Annotated in this window: 23 protein-coding genes; 10 read left to right on the top strand and 13 right to left on the bottom strand. The window is 68.9% G+C overall.

Annotated elements, in window-relative coordinates:
• Positions 1 to 20: 20 nt before the first annotated feature.
• Positions 21 to 875 (bottom strand): bile acid:sodium symporter family protein, encoded by an 855-nt coding sequence (locus tag OG205_RS01345; RefSeq protein ID WP_330274364.1) that lies wholly within the window; start codon positions 873 to 875, stop codon positions 21 to 23.
• A gap of 143 nt (positions 876 to 1,018) precedes the next feature.
• Here OG205_RS01345 and OG205_RS01340 point away from each other — a divergent pair, with 143 nt between their 5' ends.
• Genes OG205_RS01340 through OG205_RS01330 form a run of 3 tightly spaced genes read left to right on the top strand, consistent with a single transcriptional unit; the run spans position 1,019 to position 3,386 of the window.
• Positions 1,019 to 1,798 carry an NmrA family NAD(P)-binding protein gene (locus OG205_RS01340; RefSeq protein WP_330274363.1) on the top strand — a complete coding sequence of 260 codons (780 nt, stop codon included), beginning with the start codon at positions 1,019 to 1,021 and terminating at the stop codon, positions 1,796 to 1,798.
• A gap of 5 nt (positions 1,799 to 1,803) precedes the next feature.
• Positions 1,804 to 2,502 carry an LLM class flavin-dependent oxidoreductase gene (locus tag OG205_RS01335; RefSeq protein ID WP_330274362.1) on the top strand — a complete coding sequence of 233 codons (699 nt, stop codon included), beginning with the start codon at positions 1,804 to 1,806 and terminating at the stop codon, positions 2,500 to 2,502.
• Entirely contained in the window at positions 2,442 to 3,386 is a 945-nt protein-coding gene (locus OG205_RS01330; RefSeq protein WP_330274361.1) for a DUF1152 domain-containing protein, read from the top strand. The genes OG205_RS01335 and OG205_RS01330 overlap by 61 nt, the downstream gene beginning before the upstream one ends.
• Positions 3,387 to 3,389: 3 nt before the next feature.
• Here OG205_RS01330 and OG205_RS01325 read toward each other — a convergent pair whose 3' ends face one another.
• The 10 genes from OG205_RS01325 to OG205_RS01280 all read right to left on the bottom strand — a co-directional run bounded on the left by OG205_RS01325 (position 3,390) and on the right by OG205_RS01280 (position 13,470).
• The gene (locus OG205_RS01325; protein ID WP_330278079.1) at positions 3,390 to 4,424 is read right to left on the bottom strand and encodes an MFS transporter; all 1,035 of its coding nucleotides are present in this window, start codon (positions 4,422 to 4,424) and stop codon (positions 3,390 to 3,392) included.
• A gap of 153 nt (positions 4,425 to 4,577) precedes the next feature.
• Positions 4,578 to 5,906 (bottom strand): cellulose binding domain-containing protein, encoded by a 1,329-nt coding sequence (locus tag OG205_RS01320; protein WP_330274360.1) that lies wholly within the window; start codon positions 5,904 to 5,906, stop codon positions 4,578 to 4,580.
• Between the two features lie 210 nt (positions 5,907 to 6,116).
• Complete coding sequence (locus OG205_RS01315; protein WP_330274359.1) at positions 6,117 to 6,446, bottom strand: hypothetical protein; 330 nt, start codon at positions 6,444 to 6,446, stop codon at positions 6,117 to 6,119.
• 20 nt (positions 6,447 to 6,466) lie between these two features.
• Positions 6,467 to 6,775 carry a hypothetical protein gene (locus OG205_RS01310; protein WP_330274358.1) on the bottom strand — a complete coding sequence of 103 codons (309 nt, stop codon included), beginning with the start codon at positions 6,773 to 6,775 and terminating at the stop codon, positions 6,467 to 6,469.
• On the bottom strand, positions 6,772 to 8,025 hold the full coding sequence (locus OG205_RS01305) for a choice-of-anchor P family protein (protein WP_330274357.1): 1,254 nt from the start codon (positions 8,023 to 8,025) through the stop codon (positions 6,772 to 6,774). The genes OG205_RS01310 and OG205_RS01305 overlap by 4 nt, the downstream gene beginning before the upstream one ends.
• Positions 8,022 to 8,675 carry an ABC transporter ATP-binding protein gene (locus OG205_RS01300; RefSeq protein WP_330274356.1) on the bottom strand — a complete coding sequence of 218 codons (654 nt, stop codon included), beginning with the start codon at positions 8,673 to 8,675 and terminating at the stop codon, positions 8,022 to 8,024. Before OG205_RS01300 ends, OG205_RS01305 begins: the two co-directional genes overlap by 4 nt.
• Positions 8,672 to 9,364 carry an ABC transporter ATP-binding protein gene (locus OG205_RS01295; RefSeq protein WP_330274355.1) on the bottom strand — a complete coding sequence of 231 codons (693 nt, stop codon included), beginning with the start codon at positions 9,362 to 9,364 and terminating at the stop codon, positions 8,672 to 8,674. Before OG205_RS01295 ends, OG205_RS01300 begins: the two co-directional genes overlap by 4 nt.
• Positions 9,361 to 11,178: an ABC transporter permease gene (locus OG205_RS01290; protein WP_330274354.1), complete on the bottom strand. Its 1,818-nt coding sequence runs from the start codon at positions 11,176 to 11,178 to the stop codon at positions 9,361 to 9,363. The genes OG205_RS01295 and OG205_RS01290 overlap by 4 nt, the downstream gene beginning before the upstream one ends.
• Positions 11,175 to 12,569, bottom strand: a complete 1,395-nt coding sequence (locus tag OG205_RS01285) for an ABC transporter substrate-binding protein (RefSeq protein WP_330274353.1) — start codon at positions 12,567 to 12,569, stop codon at positions 11,175 to 11,177. Before OG205_RS01285 ends, OG205_RS01290 begins: the two co-directional genes overlap by 4 nt.
• A 142-nt stretch (positions 12,570 to 12,711) precedes the next feature.
• Positions 12,712 to 13,470 (bottom strand): SGNH/GDSL hydrolase family protein, encoded by a 759-nt coding sequence (locus tag OG205_RS01280; protein ID WP_330274352.1) that lies wholly within the window; start codon positions 13,468 to 13,470, stop codon positions 12,712 to 12,714.
• A gap of 137 nt (positions 13,471 to 13,607) precedes the next feature.
• On the opposite strand from OG205_RS01280, the gene OG205_RS01275 reads away from it, so the two are divergent.
• The 4 genes from OG205_RS01275 (at position 13,608) to ilvD (ending at position 19,104) form a co-directional block, all read left to right on the top strand.
• Positions 13,608 to 14,510 (top strand): DUF4142 domain-containing protein, encoded by a 903-nt coding sequence (locus OG205_RS01275; protein ID WP_330274351.1) that lies wholly within the window; start codon positions 13,608 to 13,610, stop codon positions 14,508 to 14,510.
• A gap of 94 nt (positions 14,511 to 14,604) precedes the next feature.
• Positions 14,605 to 16,074: a DUF1996 domain-containing protein gene (locus OG205_RS01270; RefSeq protein ID WP_330274350.1), complete on the top strand. Its 1,470-nt coding sequence runs from the start codon at positions 14,605 to 14,607 to the stop codon at positions 16,072 to 16,074.
• Positions 16,075 to 16,226: 152 nt separating this feature from the next.
• A complete protein-coding gene (locus OG205_RS01265; protein WP_330274349.1) occupies positions 16,227 to 17,396 on the top strand; it encodes an alginate lyase family protein in 1,170 nt (389 codons plus the stop codon).
• Between the two features lie 19 nt (positions 17,397 to 17,415).
• Positions 17,416 to 19,104: a dihydroxy-acid dehydratase gene (gene ilvD / locus OG205_RS01260; protein ID WP_330274348.1), complete on the top strand. Its 1,689-nt coding sequence runs from the start codon at positions 17,416 to 17,418 to the stop codon at positions 19,102 to 19,104.
• On the opposite strand, the gene OG205_RS01255 is transcribed toward ilvD, so the two are convergent.
• Positions 19,101 to 19,931 carry a LysR family transcriptional regulator gene (locus tag OG205_RS01255; RefSeq protein ID WP_330274347.1) on the bottom strand — a complete coding sequence of 277 codons (831 nt, stop codon included), beginning with the start codon at positions 19,929 to 19,931 and terminating at the stop codon, positions 19,101 to 19,103. The two genes, ilvD and OG205_RS01255, sit on opposite strands and share 4 nt — an antisense overlap.
• An 84-nt stretch (positions 19,932 to 20,015) precedes the next feature.
• Here OG205_RS01255 and OG205_RS01250 point away from each other — a divergent pair, with 84 nt between their 5' ends.
• The 3 genes from OG205_RS01250 to OG205_RS01240 all read left to right on the top strand — a co-directional run bounded on the left by OG205_RS01250 (position 20,016) and on the right by OG205_RS01240 (position 22,359).
• Positions 20,016 to 20,717 carry an SDR family oxidoreductase gene (locus OG205_RS01250; protein ID WP_330274346.1) on the top strand — a complete coding sequence of 234 codons (702 nt, stop codon included), beginning with the start codon at positions 20,016 to 20,018 and terminating at the stop codon, positions 20,715 to 20,717.
• 128 nt (positions 20,718 to 20,845) lie between these two features.
• Complete coding sequence (locus tag OG205_RS01245; protein WP_330274345.1) at positions 20,846 to 21,652, top strand: PRC and DUF2382 domain-containing protein; 807 nt, start codon at positions 20,846 to 20,848, stop codon at positions 21,650 to 21,652.
• 161 nt (positions 21,653 to 21,813) lie between these two features.
• Complete coding sequence (locus tag OG205_RS01240; RefSeq protein ID WP_330274344.1) at positions 21,814 to 22,359, top strand: EF-hand domain-containing protein; 546 nt, start codon at positions 21,814 to 21,816, stop codon at positions 22,357 to 22,359.
• Between the two features lies 1 nt (position 22,360).
• Here the strand turns inward: OG205_RS01240 and OG205_RS01235 are convergent, their stop codons facing one another.
• The gene (locus OG205_RS01235) at positions 22,361 to 23,959 is read right to left on the bottom strand and encodes an AMP-dependent synthetase/ligase (RefSeq protein ID WP_330274343.1); all 1,599 of its coding nucleotides are present in this window, start codon (positions 23,957 to 23,959) and stop codon (positions 22,361 to 22,363) included.
• Positions 23,960 to 23,974 lie beyond the last annotated feature (15 nt).

Raw genomic sequence — 23,974 nt, 5'->3', positions numbered from 1 at the left:
TAACCACCACCGCAACAGCTTTAGACGACAGCCTTGGTGCGGGACAACAACCGTGCCGCCACCGCCGCCGGCAGGTACATCAGCACCCCGTACACGGCGGGCGGGATCGCCATCGTCTCGTCGTTCAGCACGGTCAGCGCCAGCGTGATCGCGATCGTGGCGTTGTGGATGCCGATCTCCATCGCCGACGCGATCGCCTGCTTGCGCTCGACCTTGAACGCCTTGGGCACGTAGTAGCCGATCAGCAGGCTGAAGATGCTCAGCAGCAGTGCCACCGGGCCGAGCGTGCCGATGTTGTCGATCAGCTGCTGGTAGGCCTGTGCGATCGCCGCGATGATGACGAGCACCAGCACCACGACGGACGCGATGCGCACCGGGTCGTTCATCTTCAAGGCCCACGCCTCGAACTTGCGCCGCACCAGCATGCCGATCGCCACCGGCACCAGCACGATCGCGAACACCTGCACGAACTTGGCCGGCTGCAACCCGACCTCGGCGCTGTCCGCCATGAAGTGCGCCATGCTCAGGCCGACGACCAGCGGCAGCGTGAACACCGCGAGCACCGAGTTGATCGCGGTGAGCGTGATGTTGAGCGCCACGTCCCCGCCTGCGAGGTGGCTGAAGAGGTTCGCCGACGTGCCGCCCGGCGACGCGACGAGCAGCATCATGCCGACCGCGAGCACGCCCTTGAGCCCGAACGCGAGCACCAGCCCGAGGCAGATCGCGGGCAGGATGATCACCTGGCAGGTGAGCGCGATGACCGCGGCCTTGGGGTACTTGGCGACCCTGGCGAAGTCCGCGACCGTGAGGGTGAGACCGAGTCCGAACATCACCAGGCCCAGTGCCAGCGGCAGGAAGATCTGTACGACTAGCACGGTGGCCTCCGCGGATGTCCAGCTTGTGCAGTTTGATCTGTTCGGAAGATCCTGGCGTTACGCCCGGCCCGATGGAATCGGCCAGGTGGCGGCACCGCCCCCGGATCCGTGATAGTTCTGTAGAAAACCTTCTGGGGGCAGAAATGATCGCGGCGGTGCTCGGGGCGACCGGCAAACAGGGCGGTGCCGTGACGCGGCACCTCGTCGCGGCGGGCTGGGAGGTCCGCGCGGTGAGCCGCGACCCTTCGGCACAGATACCCGGCGCCTCGACCGTCGTCGCTGATCAGGGCTCTCCGGACTCGTTGACGCGGGCCTTCGCCGGTGCCGGTGCGGTGTTCAGCGTGCAGCCCGCGCCGCACGACCCGCGCTCTCCGCAGGGCTACTCCCCCGCCGTGGAGACCCGATGGGGCCGCAACGTCGCCGACGCCGCGCTGGCCGCCGGTGTCCCGCACCTCGTGTACGCGTCGCTGGTGGACGCGGCCACTGAGACGGGCGTCGCGTCGTTCGACAGCAAGTGGGAGGTCGAGCGGCACATCGCGGACGTCGGCCAGCCCGTGACGGTGCTGCGGCCGACGACGTTCATGGACGGGCTGTACGCGCCGGGCCTGCCGAAGCTGAGGCACCTGCTGCACCCGTCGGTCCGCTACCACCTGATCGCGGTGGACGACATCGGCGCGATCGCCGCACACGTCTTCGCCGACCCGGCGCGGTTCGTCGGCTCGTCGCTGACGCTGGCCGGGGACCTGCTGACACCGGTGGAGATCGCCGGGCTGATGGGTGTCGAGTACGAACAGTTCCAGGTGGACGATCCGGAGTTGCGGAAGGTGTTCCGCGACCGCGCCGAACCGCCCGTCGACATCGAGGCGTTGCGCGCCCTCCACCCGGGTCTGCGTTCGTTCGCCGACTTCCTGCGAGCACACTGAGGAACGTGCAGATCGGCGTCTTCACCGCGGGCGGCCTCCAGCCTTCGGAGATCGTCACCCTGGCGATCGCGGCCGAGGAGGCAGGTCTCGACGTCTTCGCGGTCGGCGAGCACCACAACCCGCCCTACAACTCGTCCTGTCCCGCCACGCTCCTCGCCCACATCGCGGCTCGGACGACTCTGCGACTGTCCACCGCCACCACGCTGATCACCACGAACGACCCGGCCCGGCTCGCCGCCGAGTACGCCACGCTCGCCCTCCTCGCCCCCGCCAGGACCGACCTGGTGCTCGGCCGCGGCAACACCGCGAGGGTGTTCGGCTGGTTCGGCAAGGAGATCGAGTACAGCCTGCCGTTGACGGTCGAGCACTACCTGGCTTTGAAGGCGCTGTGGCCCGACCGGCCCTACCTCTGGCACGCCTGCACGCGGTCGCCCGAGATCGCCGATCTGGCCGCGGAGCACGACGACGGGCTGTTCGTGTTCGCCGACCAGACCGAGCACGTCGCCCGGTACCGCGACCAGGCCGCGCATCCCAGGATCGGCGTGCTGGCGACCGGACTCGACGAGGGTCTGGCGTGGCAACCCGACCGCCTGCTCGTGAAAGTCAGCAGCACCGCGGACGTCGAAAAGCTAGGGTCGGCGGCGTGTTCAGCCTTGCCACACCGCCGCTCTTCGCCAGACTCCACGCCGCACAGAACGTCCTGATCGCCGGGGCGGGCGGCGGCTTCGACGTGTTCGCCGGCATCCCGCTCGGCGTCGCGTTGCGCGGCCAGGGCAAGCGCGTGCACTACGCCAGCCTCAGCTTCAGCGACCTCGAACGCCTCGACCTCGACGCGTGGCTGGAGCGCGGACTTGCCGCCGTCGCACCGGAAACCTCCGGCGAGGACGCGTACTTCCCCGAACGCGAGCTCGCGCGATTCCTCAACGACACCGTCTACGCGTTCCCGCGCATGGGCGTGCGCCCGTTGCGCAGCGCCTACCGCACGATCATCGAGAAGCACGCCATCGACGCGGTCGTGCTCGTCGACGGTGGCACGGACATCCTGCTGCGCGGCGACGAACAGCACCTCGGCACGCCCACCGAGGACATGACGAGCCTTGCCGCCGTGACAGGCATCGACGGCATCGTGAAGATCGTGACCAGCCTCGGGTTCGGCATCGACGCGCACCACGGCGTGTGCCACGCGCACGTGCTGGAGAACCTGGCGGCACTGGACAAGCAGGGCTCCTACCTCGGCGCGTTGTCGATCCCGTCGGACAGCCACGAGGCCCGCGCCTACACGACCGCGGTGCAGCAGGCGCAGGACGCGACACCGTTGTCGCCGAGCATCGTGAACGGGCAGATCGCGGCCTCGTTGCGCGGCGAGTTCGGGAACGTGCAGTTCACCACCCGCACCGAGGGCAGCGAGCTGTTCGTGAACCCGTTGATGGGCGTGTACTTCAGCGTGGATCTGGACGCGCTGGCCCGTGGCGTGCACTACCTGCCGGCGTTGGAGAACACGCGGACGGCGTTCGACGTGGCGCTCGCGATCGAGGAGTACCGCGAGGGCATCGATGACCGACGCCCTCGCCGCGCACTCCCCCACTGAGCCTCATCGGCGTCGGATCACCACCGCCACCACCAGGACCAGCACACCGATGGCGATGGCCGAGCCCAGCACCCACAGTCCGTAGACCGCGAACGCCACGAACTCCGAGCCGATCGCGGCCACGGACGTGACAGTCGCACGGGAATCGGACTCGATCCGGTGCTGGAGCTCGGTTTCCACGTGCACCAGCACGAACCGGTACAGGCCGTAGAACAGTCCCAGCAGGACGATCGCCGGCGGCACCGCCAGCCACGCGGCCACGATCAGCAGCGCACCGGAGGCGAACAGCACCCAGCCGCGGAAGGGCAGTCGTCCAGCCAGCGAGGCGCCGGCCGCACCCATCAGCGGTATGCCGATCGTCGCCATCGGCACCCACACCGTCGGCACGTCCCAGTCCTGGGCCAGCAGCGTGAAGTACTCCTCGAACGCGTCGAGCGCGTACACCAGAGCCACTGCCAGCACGGCACGTCTGATCGGAATGGCCTCGCGCAGACCGGTTCTCAGCGTCGCGAAGTAGCCGGGCTCGTCATCGTCCTCGGAGCCGCGTTCAGGTTCGGGGAACCTCAACGCGATCACCGACGACGCGAGGCACATCGCGACGGACGCCCAGCCCGCCAACTCGTAGCCACCGAAGGAGAACAGCGCGGTGGCCACGACCGCGACCGGTACCTGAGCGATCAGCTCGATCGTGTCGACACGGGCGTTGAGCCGTCCGTACCGGTCCTCGTCGCCGTTGGCCGCCAGCCCGTCGTACAGCAGGGCTTCGAACGCGCCCGAGGTCAGCGTTCCGCCGAGACCCCACAGCACGAAACCGGCCGCGAAGCCCCAGAAAGACGGGAACAGCACCCAGGCGCCGTACCCGGCGGCCTGCAGCACACCGGCGACCACCAGGGAACCGCGCCGCGAGAACCGGTCGGCGAGAGCGCCGGACGGCACCTCGAAGACCACCGCGGTCAGCGACCAGATGGCGAGCAGCACCGAGATCTGGGCGTCGGACAGCCCGCGGTCGGCGAAGAGCAACGCGTACAGCGCGTAGATGGGGATGAGGTGCGAACACCACGCATACGCCGTCGCGGTTCGGGTCAGATCAGTTGAAGATCAATGTCGTCGTCGCATGGCACCAGACTAGGCCGCCAGTGCCACCGATTAAATGGCACTGACGGCCCGTAGCCGGTCACCTACCTGACGTGGCTAGAAACCAGCGGTGATCTTCGTGAACGCCAGGTCGGCCTGCTGGATGCCGGAGCAGCCCGCGGACACCTGGCCGTCGCAGCCGCCGCGGTCGCGGTTGACCGACCAGAAGGCCAGTCGTCCGAGGCCGTTGGCCTTCGACCAGTCGCGGATCGCGGTCCAGTCGTCGACCGTGGTCAGCTCGCGCTGGTCCGACAGGCCGTTCATGCCCGAGATGCCGACGTGCTTGAACGCCTCGGCGTCGCTCCAGCCGAAGGTCGACTTGAGCTTGTTCTTCAGCCCCGTGGCCGCGCCGATGGTGTCGGTGCGGATGTTGGAGCTGCCGAAGTCGAACGGCATGAGCGTGAACACGTCGATGTTCGCGTTCAGCGCCTTGGACTGGTCGATCAGCCGGTTGCCGTAGAAGTTCGGGCCGGTGGTCGACGTGCCGAAGGTGACGATCGTCTGGATGCCGGGGTTGTTCTGCTTGACGATCTTCAGGGCCGTGATGATCCGGTCCTGCACGACGGTGTTCTCGAACTCGTCGGAGTTCTCGATGTCGATGTCGATCGCCTTGAGCCCGTAGGCGTTGATGACCTGCTGGTACGCGCCGGCCAGCGCCTCGGGGGTCGAGCAGTTCGGGCCCAGCTTGTTGCCGCTCCAGCCACCGAACGACGGCACGATGTCACCACCGGCCGCGCGGATGGCGTTGATCGTCGTCTGGTCGGCGCCACCGGTCAGCGGACGCTGACCGTCCCACGCCGGGTTGCAGCCGCCGCTCGACAGCACGAACGCGAGCGTGAACCACTTGACGCCGGTGTCCTTCATGACCTGCGTCGCGTTCTGCGGGTCGCCCCAGCCCAGGTACAGGTAGGGCGCGCCCCGTCCGTTGCCGGGCAACGGCGGGTTCGACGTCGTCGTGGTGGTGGTGGTGGTCGTCGGCGGGTTACCGGTGCCGTCGCACGAACCGCCGTTGACCGTGCAGTTGGACGGGCTCGCGCCGGAACCCTTCACGGTGAAGCCGAAACTGGTGCTGCCACCGACCGGAACGTTGCCGTTCCACGTGCTGCGGACGGTGATGTTCTGGCCATTGGCGGCATAGCTGCCGTCCCACAGCGACGCGATCGACTGCCCACTGGGCAGCGTGAACTCGACGGTCCACGACGAGAGCGCGGACCCGCCGCTGTTGGAGATCGTGTACTTGGCCTCGTAGCCGCTGCCCCAGTCCGACGTCTTGGTGAACGCCGCCGTCACGCCCGACGCGCCACTCGCGGGCGCGGCGACAACGCCTCCGACCACGGTGGCTATCGCCAGGCCGAGGGTCAGGATCTGCCAGCGAAACTTCTTCATGGTGCTCCATTCACGTGCAGGGGGTACGTGATGGCAGGCACGTTAACTGGTCTAAACCACCTGTTCAAGGGGATGAACCGGACATCGTTCGCCCTCGTCAGGGCGTTTCGAGGGAACGCTCTCACGCTCAGTCCACTTGACATGGTTGTCAGTTGACCACTGACGAAAGTCCCTGACGTGGGCGAAACCGGTACCGCGACCGGGACCGCCTCAGGTGGCTCGTTCGAGGTGTTCGCGGGCGGTCGTCCAGACACGTTCGAACTCGCCGGCGGAGATCTCCTCGACGCCGGGCCAGGCTCCCACTTCCTCCTCGGACGCGGCGCCCTCGGCCAGGACGCCGAACCTCTTCTCGTACGCGATCACCGCTTCAAGGCCACCGGTGTCCCGTGCGTGCAGCACCTCGGCCAGCGTCGCCGCTGTCAGCGGGCTCAGGTCCGTGCCGCGCAGATCGACCTGACGGCAGACCCACCCCTCGTCGTCCACCTCGTAGTGGAACCAGACGTCCTCGTCGGCGAAGTAGTGCCGAAACCACCCGATCACGCCGGAATCATCGCAGGCGGCTAGACCCGCTCCGCCCGTTCCCGGTCGCGCTCCTCCAGCAACTGCAGAAGTGCGTAGGTCGCCTGCCGCTGCTCCTCGACGAGCTTCGTGAGCCACGATCCGAAGTAGAGGAACCCGCCGACCCCGATCAGCCCGACCCCGAGGATCCCGCCTGACACGACGTAAGGGATCTGCTCGAACGTGTACCCGGTGTGCGCGACGCCCCACCAGGCGAAGAGGATCGCCGCGATGCCCGCCGTCATCAGCATCGTGCCGACGAGGCCGAGTCCGCTGCGCATCTTCGCGCGGCGCCGGTCCTGGATCGTCATGGGTTCACCCGCAGGTCGGGGACACCGGTCGGGTGTCCGGAGGGACAGGGGGCGCCGCCCAGCAGGAAGGTGCCGAACGACTTCATGCCGAACGCTCCCGCCGCGGCGACCCCGAGGCCGGTGAGCACCAGCAGCGCCGGTACGCCGGGGAAGTCGAGCAGTGAGCGCGGCCTGGTGCGGGCCGAGGCGACCGGGGTGACCGACTTCGATGGCGGGTTCACGCCCGCGACCGGAGGTGTGCCCAGGCCAGGAGGTGGCGGTGCGTCAGCCAAAGGCGGCGGGGGCACGACCGGTGCCGGTGCGTCTGGTGGGGTCAGGGGTGCGGAGACGGAGGCGTTCGCGACGGCCTCGGTGTCGCCGACGATCACCACCATCTTGCGCAGCGGGTTGAGCAGCGGCGCGAGTTCCTTGGGCAGCAACGGGGCCACGACGCCGTCCAGGATGCCGCCGAGGCCCAGCTTGGTGCGCAACGCCAGCACGTCGACGGTCAGGGTCAGGCCGCGGCTGGAGGACGTCGCCGACGTGGCTTCGAGTTTCGTGGCCGCCGTGGGCCAGGTCAGGGTGATTCCCAGTGGTTCCAACGCTTTCAGGAGCCCGTCCGGTGGCGCGTCCGGGGCCTTGACCGGGAACTTCTGGCCCAGCACGGTGAACTCGGCGACCGAGAACGTGCTGGTGCCGCTGCCCTTGCTGCCGTCGCTGACGGCCACGGACTCGAAGCGGACCCCCGACATCACGACCACGCCGGCCAGCAGCGAGATCGTCTGCGCGGACGTGACGGCCGTGGAACGGGCCTCGGACGCGCTGACCGCGCTGACGCTGCTCGACGACAGGCCGTCGGCGGTCAGCAGGAACGGCACCTCCTGCTTGGCGCCCGCGTAGGACTCTGCTTTGGCGGCGCCGGCCGCGGCGCGCATGCCCGGCTGGGACTGGTCGGCCGGGCCACCGGGGTGCGCCGCGTTGGCCTGCACCGGGTAGGCGAAGCCGAGCAGTTGCGGCAGACCGGTGCCCACGGCCGCACCCGGCCACAGGGAACTGGCCACCGACCGGCCGATCGGGCCCGCGCCGAGTTCGGTCTGCGTGTAGGAGAGGTGCACCTCTCCCTGCGGTTCGGCCGGCACCGGAATGAGATCGGTGTGCAGCAGCACGGAAACCGGTGCGGCGTGGGCGGACAGCGTGAAGCCGCCGATGTCGGACGCCCGAGCGGGCGCCGGGGACAGCAGGAGGAGCAGCAGGACGAGCGCGTACCTCATGACGTCCCTCCGAAGTAGACGGTGGCGAGGTCGGAATCGGCGGAGATCTCGCCGTGCTTCATCACGACGACCTGGTCGGCGACGGCGGAGGCGGTCTCGGCGAACTGCTCCACGATCAGCATCGTGACGCCCGAGCGAGCCAACTCCCCCACCACCTCGTACAGCTCGGCGACGATCACCGGTGCCAGTCCCATCGAGAGTTCGTCGATCACCAGCACGGCCGGGTCGGTGATCAGCGCGCGGGAGAACGCGAGCATCTGCTGCTCGCCACCGGACATCGAACCCGCGAGCTGCCGGTGGCGCGCCTTGAGCTTCGGGAATCGCGCGTAGACCACGTCGGCGTCTCCGCGCATCAAGCGGAGGTTCTCCGCGACGGTCAGGTTCGGGAAGATCGCGCGGCCTTCCGGGATCGTGCACAGGCCCACGCGCGCCAGCTCGTCGGGCGCGGCGTCGTTGACGTGCACGCCGCCCAGGTGGACGTGGCCGGACGTGGCCCGCAGCTGTCCACTGAGGACTTTGACCAGCGTCGACTTGCCGGCGCCGTTCGGGCCCAGCAACGCCGTGACGGTCCCGCGCGGCACGTTCAGCGACACCCCGCGCAGCACCTCGATCCGGCCGTAGCCGGCGTGGACGTCCGTCAGATCGATCATCCGAGATACGCCTCCCGGACACCCTCATGTGCACGAACGACGTCCGGCGTTCCGGACACCAGCAGCCGCCCCAGGTTCAGCACGTGCACGTGGTCGCAGTAGCCCATCACGAGATCCATGTCGTGCTCCACCAGCACGACCGAACGGCCCTCCGCGCTCAGTTCCTGCAACAGCGAGCCGAACGCGTCGGTCTCCGCGCGGTCGAGCCCGGACGACGGCTCGTCCAGCAGCAGCAACACCGGGTCGGTGGCCAGCGCGCGAGCCAGTTCCAGCAGGCGCGCGGCGCCGGTCGGGACGGTGTCGGCCTGTTTTCCGGCGAACTCCGCGATCCCGACCCGTTCCAGCAACTCCAGCGCGAGCTTCGCTGGCCGCCGCCTGCTTTCCAGCGCCACCAGGACGTTCTCCGAGACCGTCAGCGACCCGAAGACCTCCAGTCGCTGGAACGTCCGCGCGACACCGAGTCTGGACCGCTGGTGCGGGCCGAGCGAGGTGATGTCCGCGTCGTCCAGCGTGACCCGGCCGGACGACGGCTTCCGCAGGCCGCTGATCACGTCGAACAACGTCGTCTTGCCCGCGCCGTTGGGCCCGATCAGCCCGGTGACCCCGGGTTCGACGACCAGCGACACGTCGTCGACCGCGGTCACCTCGCCGAAGCGGACCGTCACGCCCTCCACCCGCAACGTGCTCATGCGCGCCGCCAGGACCAGGCCCGGAAACCCCAGCTGACCAGTCCGTTCGGATCCCGCGCGAGCCCGGCCGCAGCGACGCCGAGCAGCACGACCGCCACCCCTGCGAACGCCGGGAAGCCGCTCTGCAGCACGGGAAGCAGCATCAGCAGCACCCCGCCGAGCAACGCGCCGGACACCGACGTCACGCCCGCGATCACCGCGAACAGCAGCAACGGCAGGTTGTTGAACAGCTGGAAGTCGCTCGCGGCAACGGTTTCCCGCAGCTGCGCGAACAACCCGCCCGCCAGTCCCGCGATCGCCGCCGACAGCGAGAACACCCAGACCCGGATCCAGCGCACGTTCAACCCCAGCGTCGCGCACGCCGCCGAACTGTCCTTGACCGCGATCATCCGCCGCCCGAGCCGTCCGCGCCGGACGGCCAGCACACCGATCCCGACCAGCACGAACACACCCGCGGCCAGCAACAGTTGGCCCGTCGCGGACTCGACCATCCGCGGCACCTGCAGACTGCCCCGCACCCCGAACGCGACCGGCGACTGCAGCACGAGCTTGTCCATGAGCTGCGCGAATCCCAGCGTCGCCAGCGCCAGGTACAACCCGCTGACCCGCAACGCCGTCAACGCGATCAGCGCTCCGACCGCCGCCGCGACCCCCGCCCCGATGAGCAACGAGAGCGGAGAGGCCGATCCGAGCCGCGCCACCGTCACCGCGCCCACGCCGACGAACGTGAACTGCCCCAGCGACACCACCCCGCCGTACCCGGTGAGCAGCACCATCGACAGCAGCACGATCCCGAACACCAGCGCCAGCGCGAGCTGCCCGGCCACCACCGAGTCCACCAGCAACGCGAGCGCGACGACCACCCCCGCGAACAGCCCGGCGCCCACACCGGTGGTCAGCGCGTTCGGCACAGCCACCCCGCGCGTCCCTCTGACGCCGCCGATGCGCAACGGCGACTGCGGCATCGCGAGCAGCACGACGAACAGCAGCAACGCCGGAATCGCCGCCCGGAACGAGATCCAGAACGGCGACGACGGCAGGTAGGCGACGGCGTAGGACTGCACCAGCCCGAGTCCCAAAGCGCCCGCGAACGTCCACGGCAGACTCGTCAACCGCCCGACCAGCGCGGCGGTGTACGCGGTGATCACGAGCAACGTCATCGTCACGTAGTCGAGCTGCACGACCGGCGTCAGCAGAATCCCGCCCAGCGCGGCCAGCGCCGACCCGATCGCCCAGCTCAGCGCCGAGAGCCGGTGAGGCCGCGTCCCGTAGAGCGCGGCCAGTTCCGGTGCGTCCACGCACGCCCGCATCGCGAGCCCGGTCCGCGTCCGGTTCAGCAGCACGTACAACCCGCCCGCGACGAGCACCGCGCAGGCCAGCGTCACCAGGTCGTGCCCACTGACGAACGACTGCCCGATGTGCACGCCGAGCTGGTCGAGGAACGGCCGCACCGGCCGCGCCTGCGGCGGCCAGATCACCTGCGCCACCCCGATGAGCCCGACCAGCACGCCGACCCCGGCCACCAGCGTGATCCCGACCGGCGCGCCCGCGAGCCGTCGCATGATGAACCGCTCGATCACCAGCCCGAACAGCGGCGCGCACACCCCCACCACGAGCAGCAACGCGAGCCACTGCGGCAGGCCGCGGTTCTCGGCGAGTTCCCAGTAGAGGAACGCCATGACCATGCCGATCGCGCCGTGACCGACGTTGAACACCTTGGAGGTGCTGTAGGTCAGCACGAGACCGCCGGCCACGACGGCGTACGCGCCGCCCGTGACCAGGCCGAAGATGGTGTAGGCGAGGAGTGCCGTCATCCGCCCACCCCCGTGTCGATCAACGTGCCGCACGAGTAGCCGGACGCCGGAGCGAGCCGCGACCACGCCCCGCCCTTCAGCCGCACGAGCGTCATGCAGGCCGAGGTGCGTTTGCCACCGACGTCCTGCGGCGCGACCATCCCCTCGGCCGTGAAGTCGTGCACCCCTCGCACCGCCTCCAGCATCGCCTTGCGGGTCAACTGAGGCCCGACCTTCGCGGCCGTGGTGACGAACAACCGCGCCGCCGACCAGGCGAACATCCCGAAGTACGAGGGCGCCGCTCCGGGAGCCACCCGGCCGAGCCACTGCTTGTACAGCGCCACCTGGGCGTTCGACTCCTCGAAGAGCGCGCCGTTGGTGTAGACGACGGTGCCGTCGACCGCCGCCCCTCCCTGCTTGATGTACTGCGGGTCGTAGGCGGACGGGTCCGTGATGAACGCCTCCGGCGTGTACCCCTGCTGCCGCATGGCCTGCTGCAACCGCACCGCGTACTGCGCCGACCCGATCCAGTAGACGATCTTGGTGCCGGTCTCCTTCAGCTTCGCCACGTACGGCGCGTAGTTGACGTCGGTGATGTCGATGGCCTGCGAGTAGACGAACTTGATCCCGCGCGCCTCCGCCGCCTTCTGCATGCTCTTGGCGTTCTGCGCGCTCGCGTCGGCGTTGAGGTAGAGGTACGCCGCGGCGTTGATGCCGCCGGGGAAGCTCGACTTGACCAGGTCCGGCCCGGCCGACGACACGAGGTTCACGACGTTCGAGGCGACACCGAAGCTCACGGCCGTGCGCTGGCGTTGCGCGGTGACGGTCGAGGCCCGCAGGTCCGGGATGCCGCACCCGGCCGCCGCCGGTCCGCCGCCCTGGTCGAACGCCGACATCGAGCCCACCAGCGCGAAGGCCTGCTCACAGGCCTGGGAGGTGGCCTGCTGGTCGCCGCCGCTGTCGGTGCGGGAGTCGAACGAGACGAGCTTGAGCTTGCGGCCGCACACCGAGCCCTGGGTGGCGTTGAAGTACTCGACGAACGCCTTGGTCGCCTGCTGCGCCGACTGGAAGAGGCCGGGCACCGGGCCGCTGATGTCGGAGATGTTGGCGATCGTGATCTCGCCGGCCGTGACGCCCTTGTCCGTGGCGCCGCCGGTGCCCTGGCACCCGCCCGCGATGCTGCCCGGCGGGTTCGGCTGCTTGTTCGGCTCCTGCGGGTTCGCGGCGCCCGGTTGCTCCGCGGTGCCCTCGGACACGGCGCCGTCCTCGCCGGTCACCACGCCGTCCTGAGTGCCTGCCGTTCCTCCTTGAGGCACGACGAGTGCGGCCCGTTGCTCGTCGGTGAGCCTGCTTCCGCATCCGGCGAGCAACGCGCAGATCGTGAGTGCGATCAGTGCGGTCCTGCGACGCATGCGCACTGACGTTAGGGATCTGCATCCATCCAGACCCAAGCAACTTCTAGAACGCGTTCTATCTGCAAAGAATCGCGCGGAAAGCCGTCACCAAAGCGCGGTCGCCTCGTTAGAAGCGACCACACCAAGGAACACGTTCTACTTACGACGGCGGCAGCAGCTCCGGACGGCGCGCCCGGATCACGTCCCCGGAGGACTCCCCGCGCACCCGCCGCATCACCCACGGCACGACGTGCTCGCGGGCCCACTGCCAGTCCTCTGCCCGCCGCGCGCGACGGTCGACCAGCGGAGCCACGCCGAGCAGGGTCCGCTCGAGCGCGTGCTCGACCCCCAGGCCCTCCAGAACGGAGATCGCGACCTCGGTGTGCCCGAGCGAGTTGAGGTGCAGCCGGTCCGCGGACCACATGCGGCGGTCGCGCAGCTGCCGCATGTTCCACATGTCGCCCAGCACGCAGTCGTGTTCGGCGGCGATCGCGCGCACGTGCTCGTTGTAGATGGCCACGCGACCACGCATCTTGCGGAACACCGGGTCGTCACCACCGTCGACGCCCGTGAACAGGATTACGCGCGCGCCCGCGTTGACCAACCGTGCGACGGCCGCGCGATAGCGGCGCATCAACGTGTCGATGTCCACCTTCGGACGCATGAGGTCGTTTCCACCCGCGTAGAGCGAGACGAGGTCCGGCTTCATCGCGAGAGCGCGTTCGAGCTGCTCGCCCAGCACCTGCGGCAGCAGCCGGCCGCGCACGGCCAGGTTGGCGTAGGCGAACTCGGGGTCCGCCGCGCCCAGCACGTCGGCGACGCGGTCGGCCCAGCCCCTCACACCGTTCGGTCGACTGGCGTCGTCATCGCCCACACCCTCGGTGAACGAGTCCCCCAACGCCACAAAACGCTTGCTCATGCTCACGACCCTATGTGGGGCATTCGGCGCAGACATGGCCGGGGTTGCGGCCGCCGCGATAACGTTTCGATAACGGAGACGTCTCGAACTGAGGCGCTCTCCCATTCCTGGCCGTATCCCCGGTCGTGCGACTCTCCATGGATCTGGCGAAGCCGACGCGACTGATGGTCGCGCTGGCCGGCTGTGCGCTGGCGGTGCTCCTGAACACGGGGAGCGCGGTCGGCCAGCCCAGCACGACGCCGTCCACCCCCATCTCCACCCCGCCGCCCGGCAGCGGCGGGACGGGCGACGAGGTCGTCCAGACGCAGTGGGGGCCGCTCGGACCGGCCGACCGGGACTTCATGAACCGGGTCAAGCAGGCCGGGCTGTGGGAGAAGCCCGCGGGCGAGAAGGGCAAGGCCAAGCGCGCCGACCAGCCCAAGATCCAAGAGGCCTCCAAGCACCTCATCGAGGGGCACACGCTCTTGGACAACGTGGTGAACCGGGCGGGCGTTCTGCTCGGCCACACGTTGCCCGCGGAGGCCTCGGACGAGCAGAAGGGCTGGCTCGCCGAGATGGACGCGGCGAACGGCGACGAGTTCGACGCCGTTTTCGCCAACCGGCTCCGCGCGGCGCACGGCAAGGTCTACGCCTATGCCGCGCAGATCCGGGCGGGCACCAAGAACGAGCTCATCCGCATCCTTTCCACGCAAGCGATGATCACCGTCTTCGACCACATGAAGGTGCTCGAGGAGACCGGTCGCGTCGACTTCGCCGGACTGGAGTCACCACAGCCACTCGCGCCACCGCCGCCTGCGGACAACACCGGGGCACCGGACGCGACAGGTGACCAGCCTGCCGACCAGTCAGCGAACCCGACCGACGGCGTGATCCCGACCGTGCCGGAGGGCACCAGGTTCACCCGCACCGCCGAGCAAGGCGTGTTCGGGGACAACAACGGCGTCTTCTTCGCCGCCATCGGGGTGCTCGCGCTCGCGCTGGTGGGGATGCGAATGATATCCCGATCGAAGAAATCACGGCGGAAATCTCGTTCGTTTTAAAAAACAGCACACCCAGGTTCAATCCCGAAGATAGCGGCCCCATACCGCCGTCAGCTTCACCATGCCGTTTTATCGGACTACCACGAGGTGGCAAATGGCTATTCACCGGAGGAAATCCACGATCTGGCTCACCGCCGCTGCGGCGGCGATGGCCGTGGTCGCGGGCGGTGCCGCGGTGGTGGCCATCAGTTCTTCTGATGGCTCCGCGCTCGCCGACGGTGCGGACAAGAGCTTGTTCGTCGACATCACCAAGGTGAAGCCGAACGTCAAAAAACCAAAAGCGGAGAACGACGCCACCACAGGCACGTTCACCGTGAACTGCGGGCGGAACGAGAACGGGCACTTCAACCCGGACAACTTCATCGCGCAGCCTGGTGTTCGCAACGGTGCCCAGCACCTGCACGACTACGTCGGCAACCTCTCCACGAACGCGGACTCGAACAACCAGTCCCTGCAGGCGGCAGGCACGACCTGCAAGAACGGTGACAAGTCCGCGTACTTCTGGCCCGTCGTGCGCATCATCGACGAGGAAGCGGAAGAGGCCGCACCGGCCGAGGAGCAGGCCCCGCCGAAGAAGGACGACAAGGCCCAGCAGGACAAGGACAAGGCCGCGAAGGCCGCGCCCGCGCTCGAGTGCCCCGACGTCGCGTCGCTGCTGCCCGAGGACGTGCCGGACGCCGCCCAGGCGGAGATCGACAAGGAACTCGAGAACATCGAGAAGGTGACCGAGGAAGCGGAGAAGAAGGTCGCTTCGGTCAAGGCGCAGGACCGCGACAACATCATCGTCGGCCCGACGCGCGAGAAGCGCGCCGCCATCCTGAACCGCATGATGCTGGCGTTCAGCCGCCAGGGCAAGCAGGCTCCCGACCTGAACCCGGCCGCCGCCTGTGCGGTCAAGGACAAGGCCGCGGGTGAGGAAGGCCTCGACAACGGCGGCGAGAACGCCGACGCCGCCCAGGCAGAGGGCACCGAGGCCAAGAAGAACCAGAACAACCCGGAGGAGAACGCCGAGAACGAGCTCGAGGGCAACGAGGGCGAGATCCAGCGCCCCGCCGTCGTCGACCTGCAGTTCCGCGGCAGCCCGACCGGCAAGGTCGTCGCGATGCCGAAGTTCCTCCGCGTTCTCTACGGTGACGCGAAGGCCGGCCAGAACGGCCCGAAGAACGCCAAGGCCTCGTGGACCTGCTCCGGCTTCGAGGACAAGGTCCTGATGGACAAGTACCCGATCTGCCCGCAGGGCGCGAAGGTCAAGCGAGTCCACGACTTCCCGAGCTGCTGGGACGGCAAGAACATCGACTCGGCCAACCACCGGGACCACATCGTGTTCCCCGACCAGAACGGCAAGTGCAAGCAGGGCTTCAAGGCTGTGCCGCAGCTGCGGATCTCCCTGACCTACAACATCCCGCTGGACGTCCAGAAGGACGGTCGCTACCTGGTCGACTCCTTCCCGGAGGAGGAGCACAACCCGCTCACCGACCACGACGACTTCGCCAACGTGATGTCGCAGAAGATCATGAACCGCCTCGTCAACTGCGTCAACACCGGCAAGAAGTGCCGCGAGTGACGCTCTGACCACGTAGTTCAGATAGGCGAAATCCCCCGGTGCCCCTCCCGCGCACCGGGGGATTTTCGTTGCCCGGCCTGGGTTTGTTCACCACCGTGAATCTTGTTCCGGAATGATTGACCGCAAAGGTATAGACCACTAACACTGACCGCATGGTCACCCGCTCCTGCACGGTGCTGATCGCACTGCTGGCATCCCTTCTGGTCCCGGTCACCGGCTCGGTCTCGGCGGCACCGGCGACGTTCGTCCACCCGGGAGTCGTGGTCTCCCGGCCACAGCTCGACTTCATGCGCACCAAGGTCCAGGCCGGCGCGCAGCCGTGGAAAACGGCCTACGACCGCATGATGGCGACGAAGTACGCCGACCTGAACCGCACTCCGAAACCTCGCGCCGTCGTGGAATGCGGTCCCGTCAGCAATCCCAACAACGGCTGCACCGACGAACGCGAGGACGCGCTCGCCGCCTACACGCTCTCCCTGGCCTGGTACGTCACCCGTGACGCCAGGTACGCGACCAAGGCGATCCAGATCATGGACGCCTGGTCCAACACGATCCGCGACCACACCAACTCGAACGCCCCGCTGCAGACCGCGTGGTCGGCGTCGAGCTGGCCCAAGGCCGCCGAGATCATCAAGCACGTCTACGGAACCTGGCCCAACAGCGCGAGGTTCGGCACGATGCTGCGCAACGTCTACCTGCCCGAGATCCAGAACGGCCGCGCGAACACCAACGGCAACTGGGAACTCAGCATGATGGAGGCGTCGATCGGCATCGCCGTGTTCCTGGAGGACAAGGCCGCCTACGACAAGGCGATCGGCATCTTCCGGACGCGCATCCAGGCGTTCATCTACCTGACCACCGACGGCGCGCTGCCGAAGACGCCGCCGGGCAGTGGCATCGACACCAGGGCCGAGATCATCTCCTACTGGCACAACCAGTCCACGTTCGTCGACGGCGTCACCCAGGAGACCTGCCGCGACTTCGCACACACGGCGTACGGGCTGAGTGCGGCCTCGCACCTCGCCGAGACCGCGTGGATCCAGGGCCAGGACATCTGGGGCGAGATCAAGGACCGCATGCGCCACGCGTGGGGCCTGCACAGCAAGTACCAGAACGGCGAGCCGATGCCGTCCTGGCTGTGCGGCGGCACGCTCAGCCGTGAGCTCGGGCCGACGCCGGAGGTCAGCTACAACGCGCTGAACACCCGGCTGGGCATCGCGATGGCGAACACCAAGATCTACACCGAGTCGAATCGTCCACACGGGACCGACAACCTCTTCATCGCCTGGGAGACGCTGACTCACGCAGCCAACCCGTCGTAAGACCGGCTAGCGTGCGCTCATGACCGAGACACCGGACGTGAAGCCACGCAGCCGCGACGTGACCGACGGCCTGGAGCGCACCGCCGCGCGCGGCATGCTCCGGGCCGTCGGCATGGGCGACGAGGACTGGGAGAAGCCGCAGATCGGCGTCGCCTCGTCGTGGAACGAGATCACGCCGTGCAACCTGTCGCTCGACCGTCTCGCGAAGGCGTCGAAGGACGGCGTGCACGCGGCGGGCGGGTACCCGCTGGAGTTCGGCACGATCTCGGTGTCGGACGGCATCTCGATGGGCCACGAGGGCATGCACTTCTCGCTGGTCTCGCGCGAGGTGATCGCCGACAGCGTCGAGACCGTGATGATGGCCGAACGGCTGGACGGGTCGGTGCTGCTCGCGGGCTGCGACAAGTCGTTGCCCGGCATGCTGATGGCGGCGGCACGGCTCGACCTGGCCAGCGTGTTCCTCTACGCCGGGTCGATCCTGCCCGGCCGGGTCACGCTGACCGACGGCACCGAGAAGGAGGTCACGATCATCGACGCGTTCGAGGCCGTCGGGGCCTGCGCGCGCGGACTGATGAGCCGTGAGGACGTCGACCTGATCGAACGCGCGATCTGCCCCGGTGAGGGCGCGTGCGGTGGCATGTACACGGCGAACACGATGGCCAGCGCGGCCGAGGCCCTCGGCATGTCGTTGCCGGGCAGTGCCGCTCCCCCGGCCACCGACCGGCGCCGCGACGGGTTCGCGCGCCGCTCCGGCCAGGCGGTGGTCGAGATGCTGCGCAAGGGCATCACGGCGCGGCAGATCATGACGCGCGAGGCGTTCGAGAACGCGATCGCCGTCGTGATGGCGTTCGGCGGCTCCACCAACGCGGTGCTGCACCTGCTCGCCATCGCGCACGAGGCCGGCGTCGAACTGGACCTGGACGACTTCAGCCGCATCGGCGCGCGCGTGCCGCACCTGGCCGACGTGAAGCCGTTCGGACGGCACGTGATGACGGACGTCGACCGCATCGGCGGCGTGCCCGTGGTGATGAAGGCGCTGCTGGACGCCGGTCTGCTGCACGGCGACTGCCTCACCGTCACCGGCCGCACCGTCGCCGAGAACCTCGCCGACATCGACCCGCCCGACCCGGACGGCCTCGTCCTGCGCGCGCTCGACAAGCCCATCCACCACACCGGCGGCATCACGATCCTCAAGGGCTCGCTCGCTCCGGAGGGCGCCGTGGTCAAGTCGGCGGGCTTCGACTCGGACGTCTTCACCGGCACCGCGCGGGTGTTCGACCGCGAGCGCGCCGCGATGGACGCGCTGGAGGACGGCACCATCACCGCGGGCGACGTCGTGGTCATCCGCTACGAGGGTCCCAAGGGCGGGCCGGGCATGCGCGAGATGCTCGCGATCACCGCGGCGATCAAGGGCGCCGGCCTCGGCAAGGACGTCCTGCTGCTCACCGACGGCCGGTTCTCCGGTGGCACGACGGGACTCTGCGTCGGGCACGTGGCACCGGAGGCGGTCGACGGCGGGCCCATCGCGTTCGTGCGCGACGGCGACCAGATCACGCTGAACGTCGCCAAGGGCACGCTCGACGTCGACGCCGACCTGGACAGCCGCAAGGACGGCTGGGCGCCGCTGCCTCCGCGCTACGAACGCGGCGTGCTCGCCAAGTACGCCAAGCTGGTCGGCTCGGCCTCGCGCGGAGCCGTCTGCGACTAGAAACTGAGTTTGGCCGCCGAGCGAACCAGTGACTCCACTGGCGCGCCCGGCGGCCAGGCGAGCAGCGTCGTGACGTCCGGCGCGTCCACGACGGGCACCGCGACGTGTTCCGGCCACTGCCAGGCGCGGCTGGAGGCGGGGATGACGAGCAGGGTCCTGCCGAGCGCCACGAGCTGGGCGAGCTGCGACTGGGTGCGCACCTCGGGTCCCGGCCCGTCCGGGTAGGTCCCGTCGAGCCGGGGCCAGCGTGCGATCGGCAGGTCCGGCACGTGGCTGACCTCCGCCATCGTGAGGCTCTCGCTGGCCGCGAGCGGATGCGCCGCCGGGACGATCGCCACCTGACTCTCGGTGTGGAGGTCGGCGGTGTCGAACCCGGCGAGGTCGTCGAACGGGCGGTGCATCAGCGCCACGTCGGCCTGCCCGTCGCGGAGCCGGTGCGCCTGCTCCCCCACCTCGCACAGCAGGACCTCGACCGGGTCGGCCAGCACGTCGAGCAGCGCTCGCAGCAGCTCGTGGGACGCTCCGGCCTTCGTGACGAGCACCAGCGGGCGTTCCGGGTCTCCCGCACGACGGGTCCGGCGGGCGGCGGCCGCGACCGCGTCGAGCGCCGTTCTGGCCTCTCGCAACAACACCCGGCCCGCGTCGGTGAGCTCCGCGCCGCGCCGGTCCCGGTCGAGGAGCCGGACGCCGAGCCGTCGTTCCAGCTGGGTGATCGCCCGCGACAGAGGCGGCTGGGCGATCCCGAGCCGGGTGGCGGCACGTCCGAAGTGGAGCTCCTCCGCGACGGCCACGAAGTAGCGAAGCTCGCGGGTCTCCAGATCGTCCACGGACCAAGCCTAATACCCGGTAGGTATCAGAGCTTACTGAATCGATCTTGGACAGCACGCCCACAGCGAGCAGAGCATGAAGGCGTGAACAAGAAGACCGCGCTGGTCACCGGCGCGAACAAGGGAATCGGCTTCGCCATCGCCCAGGGGCTCGGAGCGCTCGGCTTCAGGGTCGCGGTGGGCGCACGGGACGACGTCCGCCGCAAGGAGGCCGTCGAACGCCTGCGTGCCAACGGAATCGACGCGTTCGGGGTCGCGCTGGACGTCACCTCCGACGACAGCGTCGCGGAGGCCGCGGCGGCGATCGACCGGCTCGACGTGCTCGTCAACAACGCCGGCATCGGCGGGCGCACCGACGCGGGAGCGCAGGACCCGACGACGCTCGACCTCGACGTCGTCCGCACCGTCCTCGACACCAACGTGTTCGGGGTCGTCCGGGTCACGAACGCGATGCTCCCGCTGCTGCGCCAGGCCACCTCGCCGCGGATCGTCAACGTGTCGAGCAACATGGGGTCGCTGGCGTTGCGGACCGGTCCGATCATGGCGGCGTACGCGCCGTCGAAGTCGATGCTCAACAGCATCACCGTCCAGTACGCGCGGACGTTCGACGGCACGAACGTCATCGTGAACGCCTGCTGCCCCGGCTACGTCGCGACCGACTTCACCGGCTTCGCCTCACCGCGGACGCCCGAGCAGGGCGCCGCGATCGCGCTCCGGCTCGCCACTCTGCACGACGACGGGCCGCGCGGTGGTTTCTTCGACGACGAGGGCGTCATCGCGTGGTGAGGGGTCGCCCAGTCGGCTGAATTCGCCACGCGGGCACGGTAACCCGGTCGGTGGGCACCCGCGATTGAGCTCACAGCGGCGGGTACTTCGCGTTCACAGGCAACAGCCAAACGCGGAGGGACGACACCATGATCGATCAGACGCACGTTGAGGCTCTGTACGACTGCGACGTGATCGACAACCGGGGTGAGAAGATCGGTTCGGTCAAGCGGGTGTGGCTCGAGGACGGCACCGGCAAGCCGATGTGGGCCGAGGTCCACACCGGACTGTTCGGCATGAAGGAGAGCTTCGTCCCGATCCAGCAGGGGCAGGTGGCGGGCGGCGCGATCACCGTCCCCGTCACCAAGGAGCAGGTGAAGGAGTCGCCGAGCATGCACACCGACGGCGACCACATGTCGGACAAGGAGCAGGAGGCGCTCTACCGGCACTACGGGATGACCCCGCAGGCCAGGAGCGGCGACCACGACCGGCTCGACGGCAAGGGCGGCAACGGCAGGCAGGCCGCGGGACAGCAGGCCACCGGGCAGCGCGGGCAGCAGGCTGCCGGGCAGCGCGGCACCGCACGTGGTGACGCGGCCGAGGTCACGCTCTCGGAGGAGAAGCTCGACGTCGGCACCCGCAGCGTCGAGACGGGCCGGGTCCGGCTGGTCAAGCACACGGTCACCGAGCAGCGCAACGTCACCGTGCCGGTCACGCACGAGGAGGTCCGGGTCGTCCGCGAGCCCGCGGAGGGCAGCACCGGCAAGGCGTTCGCCGACGAACAGGCGGAGATCACCTTGCACCGCGAGGAACCGGTGGTGCAGAAGCGCACCGAGGCCGTGGAACGGGTGCGGCTGGAGAAGGACGCGGTCACCGAGCAGAAGGACATCAAGGGCGAGGTCCGCAAGGAACGCGTTGAGGTCGAGCGCGACGACGAACCGCGCGGCCGCCGCTGACGAACGTCGTGCGAACCGCCCACCACTTCCGCCGGTGGGCGGTTCGCCGCGATTCCAGGCGACACCGAAACATTCACCCGAAGCGGTTGATCACCGCAAGAACGCCGGCCGGCCTGCCGATCCCGAAGTCGATCACCAGTTCGTTGACATCAGAGGGAAAAATGACGCAGGCACTGCTGGATCGCAAGTGGGACAACTTCTTCAACCACTTCGACGCCAACGGCAACGGGTACGTCGAGCACGAGGACTTCGTGCAGCGCGGCGAGGAGATCGTCACGGCGTGCGGCTACGACCCTGCCTCCGAGCGCGCGAAGTCGGTGTCCGACGGGTTCCAGCAGGTGTGGACCTCGCTGGTCGGTTCGCTCGACACCGACGGTGACGGTCGCGTCTCCCGCGGCGAGTTCGTCGCGGGCATGGCGGTTCTCGCCGAGAGCGACGGCTACGACACCATCTTCCAGCCGGCCATCGACGCGCTGCTCGTCATCGGCGACGAGGACGGCGACGGCAGGCTGAGCATGAACGACTGGCTGCGGCTGCAGGGCGGCTACGGCACTCCCCTGCCCGCGGCCGAGGAATCGTTCCGCCTGCTCGACACCGACGCCAGCGGCTACCTGACGCGCGCCGAGATCTCGGTCGCCACCAGGGAGTACTTCACCAGCACCGACCCGCAGGCCGCGGGCAACCACCTCTACGGCCCGCTGGTCTGATTCAGTACAGGCTGTCGAGAACGTCGGAGTAGCGCTTCTCGATCTCGCGACGGCGCGGCTTCAGCGACGCGGTCAGCAACCCGTCCTCGACGCTGAAGTCGTGCTCCAGCACGGCGAACCGCTTGATCGTCTCGTGCCGTGCGAGCTGCGCGTTGACGGTCTGGATGGCGTTGTCCACTTCGGACTCGGCATCCTTGAGCCCCGCCGCGGTGTCCGGGTCGAGCGTCACGAGCGCCACGCAGTACTTGCGCCGGTCACCGTGCACGATCACGTTGCTGATGTACGGCGACGCCGCGTTGATCATGCTCTCGATCCGGGTCGGCGCCACGTACTTGCCGCCCGAGGTCTTGATCAGTTCCTTCTTGCGGTCGGTGATCTTCAACCGGCCCGCGTCGTCGAGTTCGCCGATGTCACCGGTGTGCAGCCAGCCGTCGACCAGCGACTCGGCGGTGGCGTCCGGCCTGTTGTGGTAGCCGCGCATGACGCCGGGGCCGCGCAGCAGCACCTCGCCGTCGTCGGCGATCTTGACCTCCATGCCGGGGATCGGCGGCCCGACCGTGCCGATCCGGATCATGCCCGGCCGGTTGAAGAACGTCGCCGCGGACGACTCGGTGAGCCCGTAGCCCTCCAGGATCGTGATGCCGGCGCGCTCGAAGAACTCGGCGATCTCCGGCGCGAGCGGCGCCGAGCCCGACACGAAGTAGCGGATCCGGCCGCCCACACGGTCGCGCAACTTGCGGTACACCAGGCGATCCGCGAGCCAGCGCGTCGCGGGGCCGTGCTCGCGGTCGGCCCACCGGAAGATCTTCTCGGTGACGCCGCCCTTCTCCCGCGCTCCCGCGACGATCCGGCCGTGGATCTTCTCGAAGATGCGCGGCGCGGCGGCCACGATGGACGGCCGCAGCTCGCCCAGGTTGTCCACGATCCGCTCGACGCTGCCGTCGACGGCGGTCGGCACGCCCGCGGCGATCATCGCCATCGTCAGCACCTTGCCGAACGCGTGCGACAGCGGCAGCCACAGGAAGTGCAGATCGGTCGGCTGAAGAATGCCCAGGGACGCAACGGCTTCCGCGGTCGTCAGCCAGTTCTCGTGCGTGAGCTCGACGCCCTTGGGCGTGCCGGTCGTGCCCGAGGTGTAGATCAACGTCGCGAGGTCGTCCTGCGTGAGCCCGTCGATCAGCGCGTCGTAGTCACCCGAGGCCTGGGGAACCGCGCCGAACCGCAGCACCTCGACGCCGTCCGGCATCGACGCGGCGTGCTCGTCGGTCTCCACGACGACGATCCGGCTGCCGGAGTCGCCGATGATGTGCGCGACCTCCGCGGCCGTGCTGTTCGGGTAGATCGTGGTGGTGGCGCCCCCGGCGGCGAGCACGGCGAGGTCGGTGACGATCCACTCGATGCTCGTGCGGCCCATCAACGCCACGCGGTCGCCCTTGCGCAGGCCCTTCTCCGCCAGTCCGAACGCCTCCGCGGCAACCCGTTCCTGCAGCTCGGACCACGTGAGCGAGGCCCAGCCACCGTTGTCGCGGTACCGCATCGCCTCAGCGTCGGGCGTGCGGGCGACCCGGTCGCGCAGCAGGCCGGGAATCGACAGCGCCATTGCTCTCCCCTTCTC

The sequence above is a fragment of the Lentzea sp. NBC_00516 genome (assembly GCF_036346835.1).
Classification (GTDB): Bacteria; Actinomycetota; Actinomycetes; order Mycobacteriales; family Pseudonocardiaceae; genus Lentzea; species Lentzea sokolovensis.
This window is presented reverse-complemented; position numbering and strand designations above follow the sequence as displayed.

Bases quoted from the DNA above. Each gene is read 5' to 3' on its own strand.
- OG205_RS01340 (WP_330274363.1), top strand. From the start codon at position 1,019: ATGATCGCGGCGGTGCTCGGGGCGACCGGCAAACAGGGCGGTGCCGTG.
- OG205_RS01320 (WP_330274360.1), bottom strand. From the start codon at position 5,906: ATGAAGAAGTTTCGCTGGCAGATCCTGACCCTCGGCCTGGCGATAGCC.
- OG205_RS01310 (WP_330274358.1), bottom strand. From the start codon at position 6,775: ATGACGATCCAGGACCGGCGCCGCGCGAAGATGCGCAGCGGACTCGGC.
- OG205_RS01305 (WP_330274357.1), bottom strand. From the start codon at position 8,025: ATGAGGTACGCGCTCGTCCTGCTGCTCCTCCTGCTGTCCCCGGCGCCC.
- OG205_RS01300 (WP_330274356.1), bottom strand. From the start codon at position 8,675: ATGATCGATCTGACGGACGTCCACGCCGGCTACGGCCGGATCGAGGTG.
- OG205_RS01295 (WP_330274355.1), bottom strand. From the start codon at position 9,364: ATGAGCACGTTGCGGGTGGAGGGCGTGACGGTCCGCTTCGGCGAGGTG.
- OG205_RS01290 (WP_330274354.1), bottom strand. From the start codon at position 11,178: ATGACGGCACTCCTCGCCTACACCATCTTCGGCCTGGTCACGGGCGGC.
- OG205_RS01285 (WP_330274353.1), bottom strand. From the start codon at position 12,569: ATGCGTCGCAGGACCGCACTGATCGCACTCACGATCTGCGCGTTGCTC.
- OG205_RS01280 (WP_330274352.1), bottom strand. From the start codon at position 13,470: ATGAGCAAGCGTTTTGTGGCGTTGGGGGACTCGTTCACCGAGGGTGTG.
- OG205_RS01275 (WP_330274351.1), top strand. From the start codon at position 13,608: ATGGATCTGGCGAAGCCGACGCGACTGATGGTCGCGCTGGCCGGCTGT.
- OG205_RS01270 (WP_330274350.1), top strand. From the start codon at position 14,605: ATGGCTATTCACCGGAGGAAATCCACGATCTGGCTCACCGCCGCTGCG.
- OG205_RS01265 (WP_330274349.1), top strand. From the start codon at position 16,227: ATGGTCACCCGCTCCTGCACGGTGCTGATCGCACTGCTGGCATCCCTT.
- ilvD (WP_330274348.1), top strand. From the start codon at position 17,416: ATGACCGAGACACCGGACGTGAAGCCACGCAGCCGCGACGTGACCGAC.
- OG205_RS01245 (WP_330274345.1), top strand. From the start codon at position 20,846: ATGATCGATCAGACGCACGTTGAGGCTCTGTACGACTGCGACGTGATC.
- OG205_RS01240 (WP_330274344.1), top strand. From the start codon at position 21,814: ATGACGCAGGCACTGCTGGATCGCAAGTGGGACAACTTCTTCAACCAC.
- OG205_RS01235 (WP_330274343.1), bottom strand. From the start codon at position 23,959: ATGGCGCTGTCGATTCCCGGCCTGCTGCGCGACCGGGTCGCCCGCACG.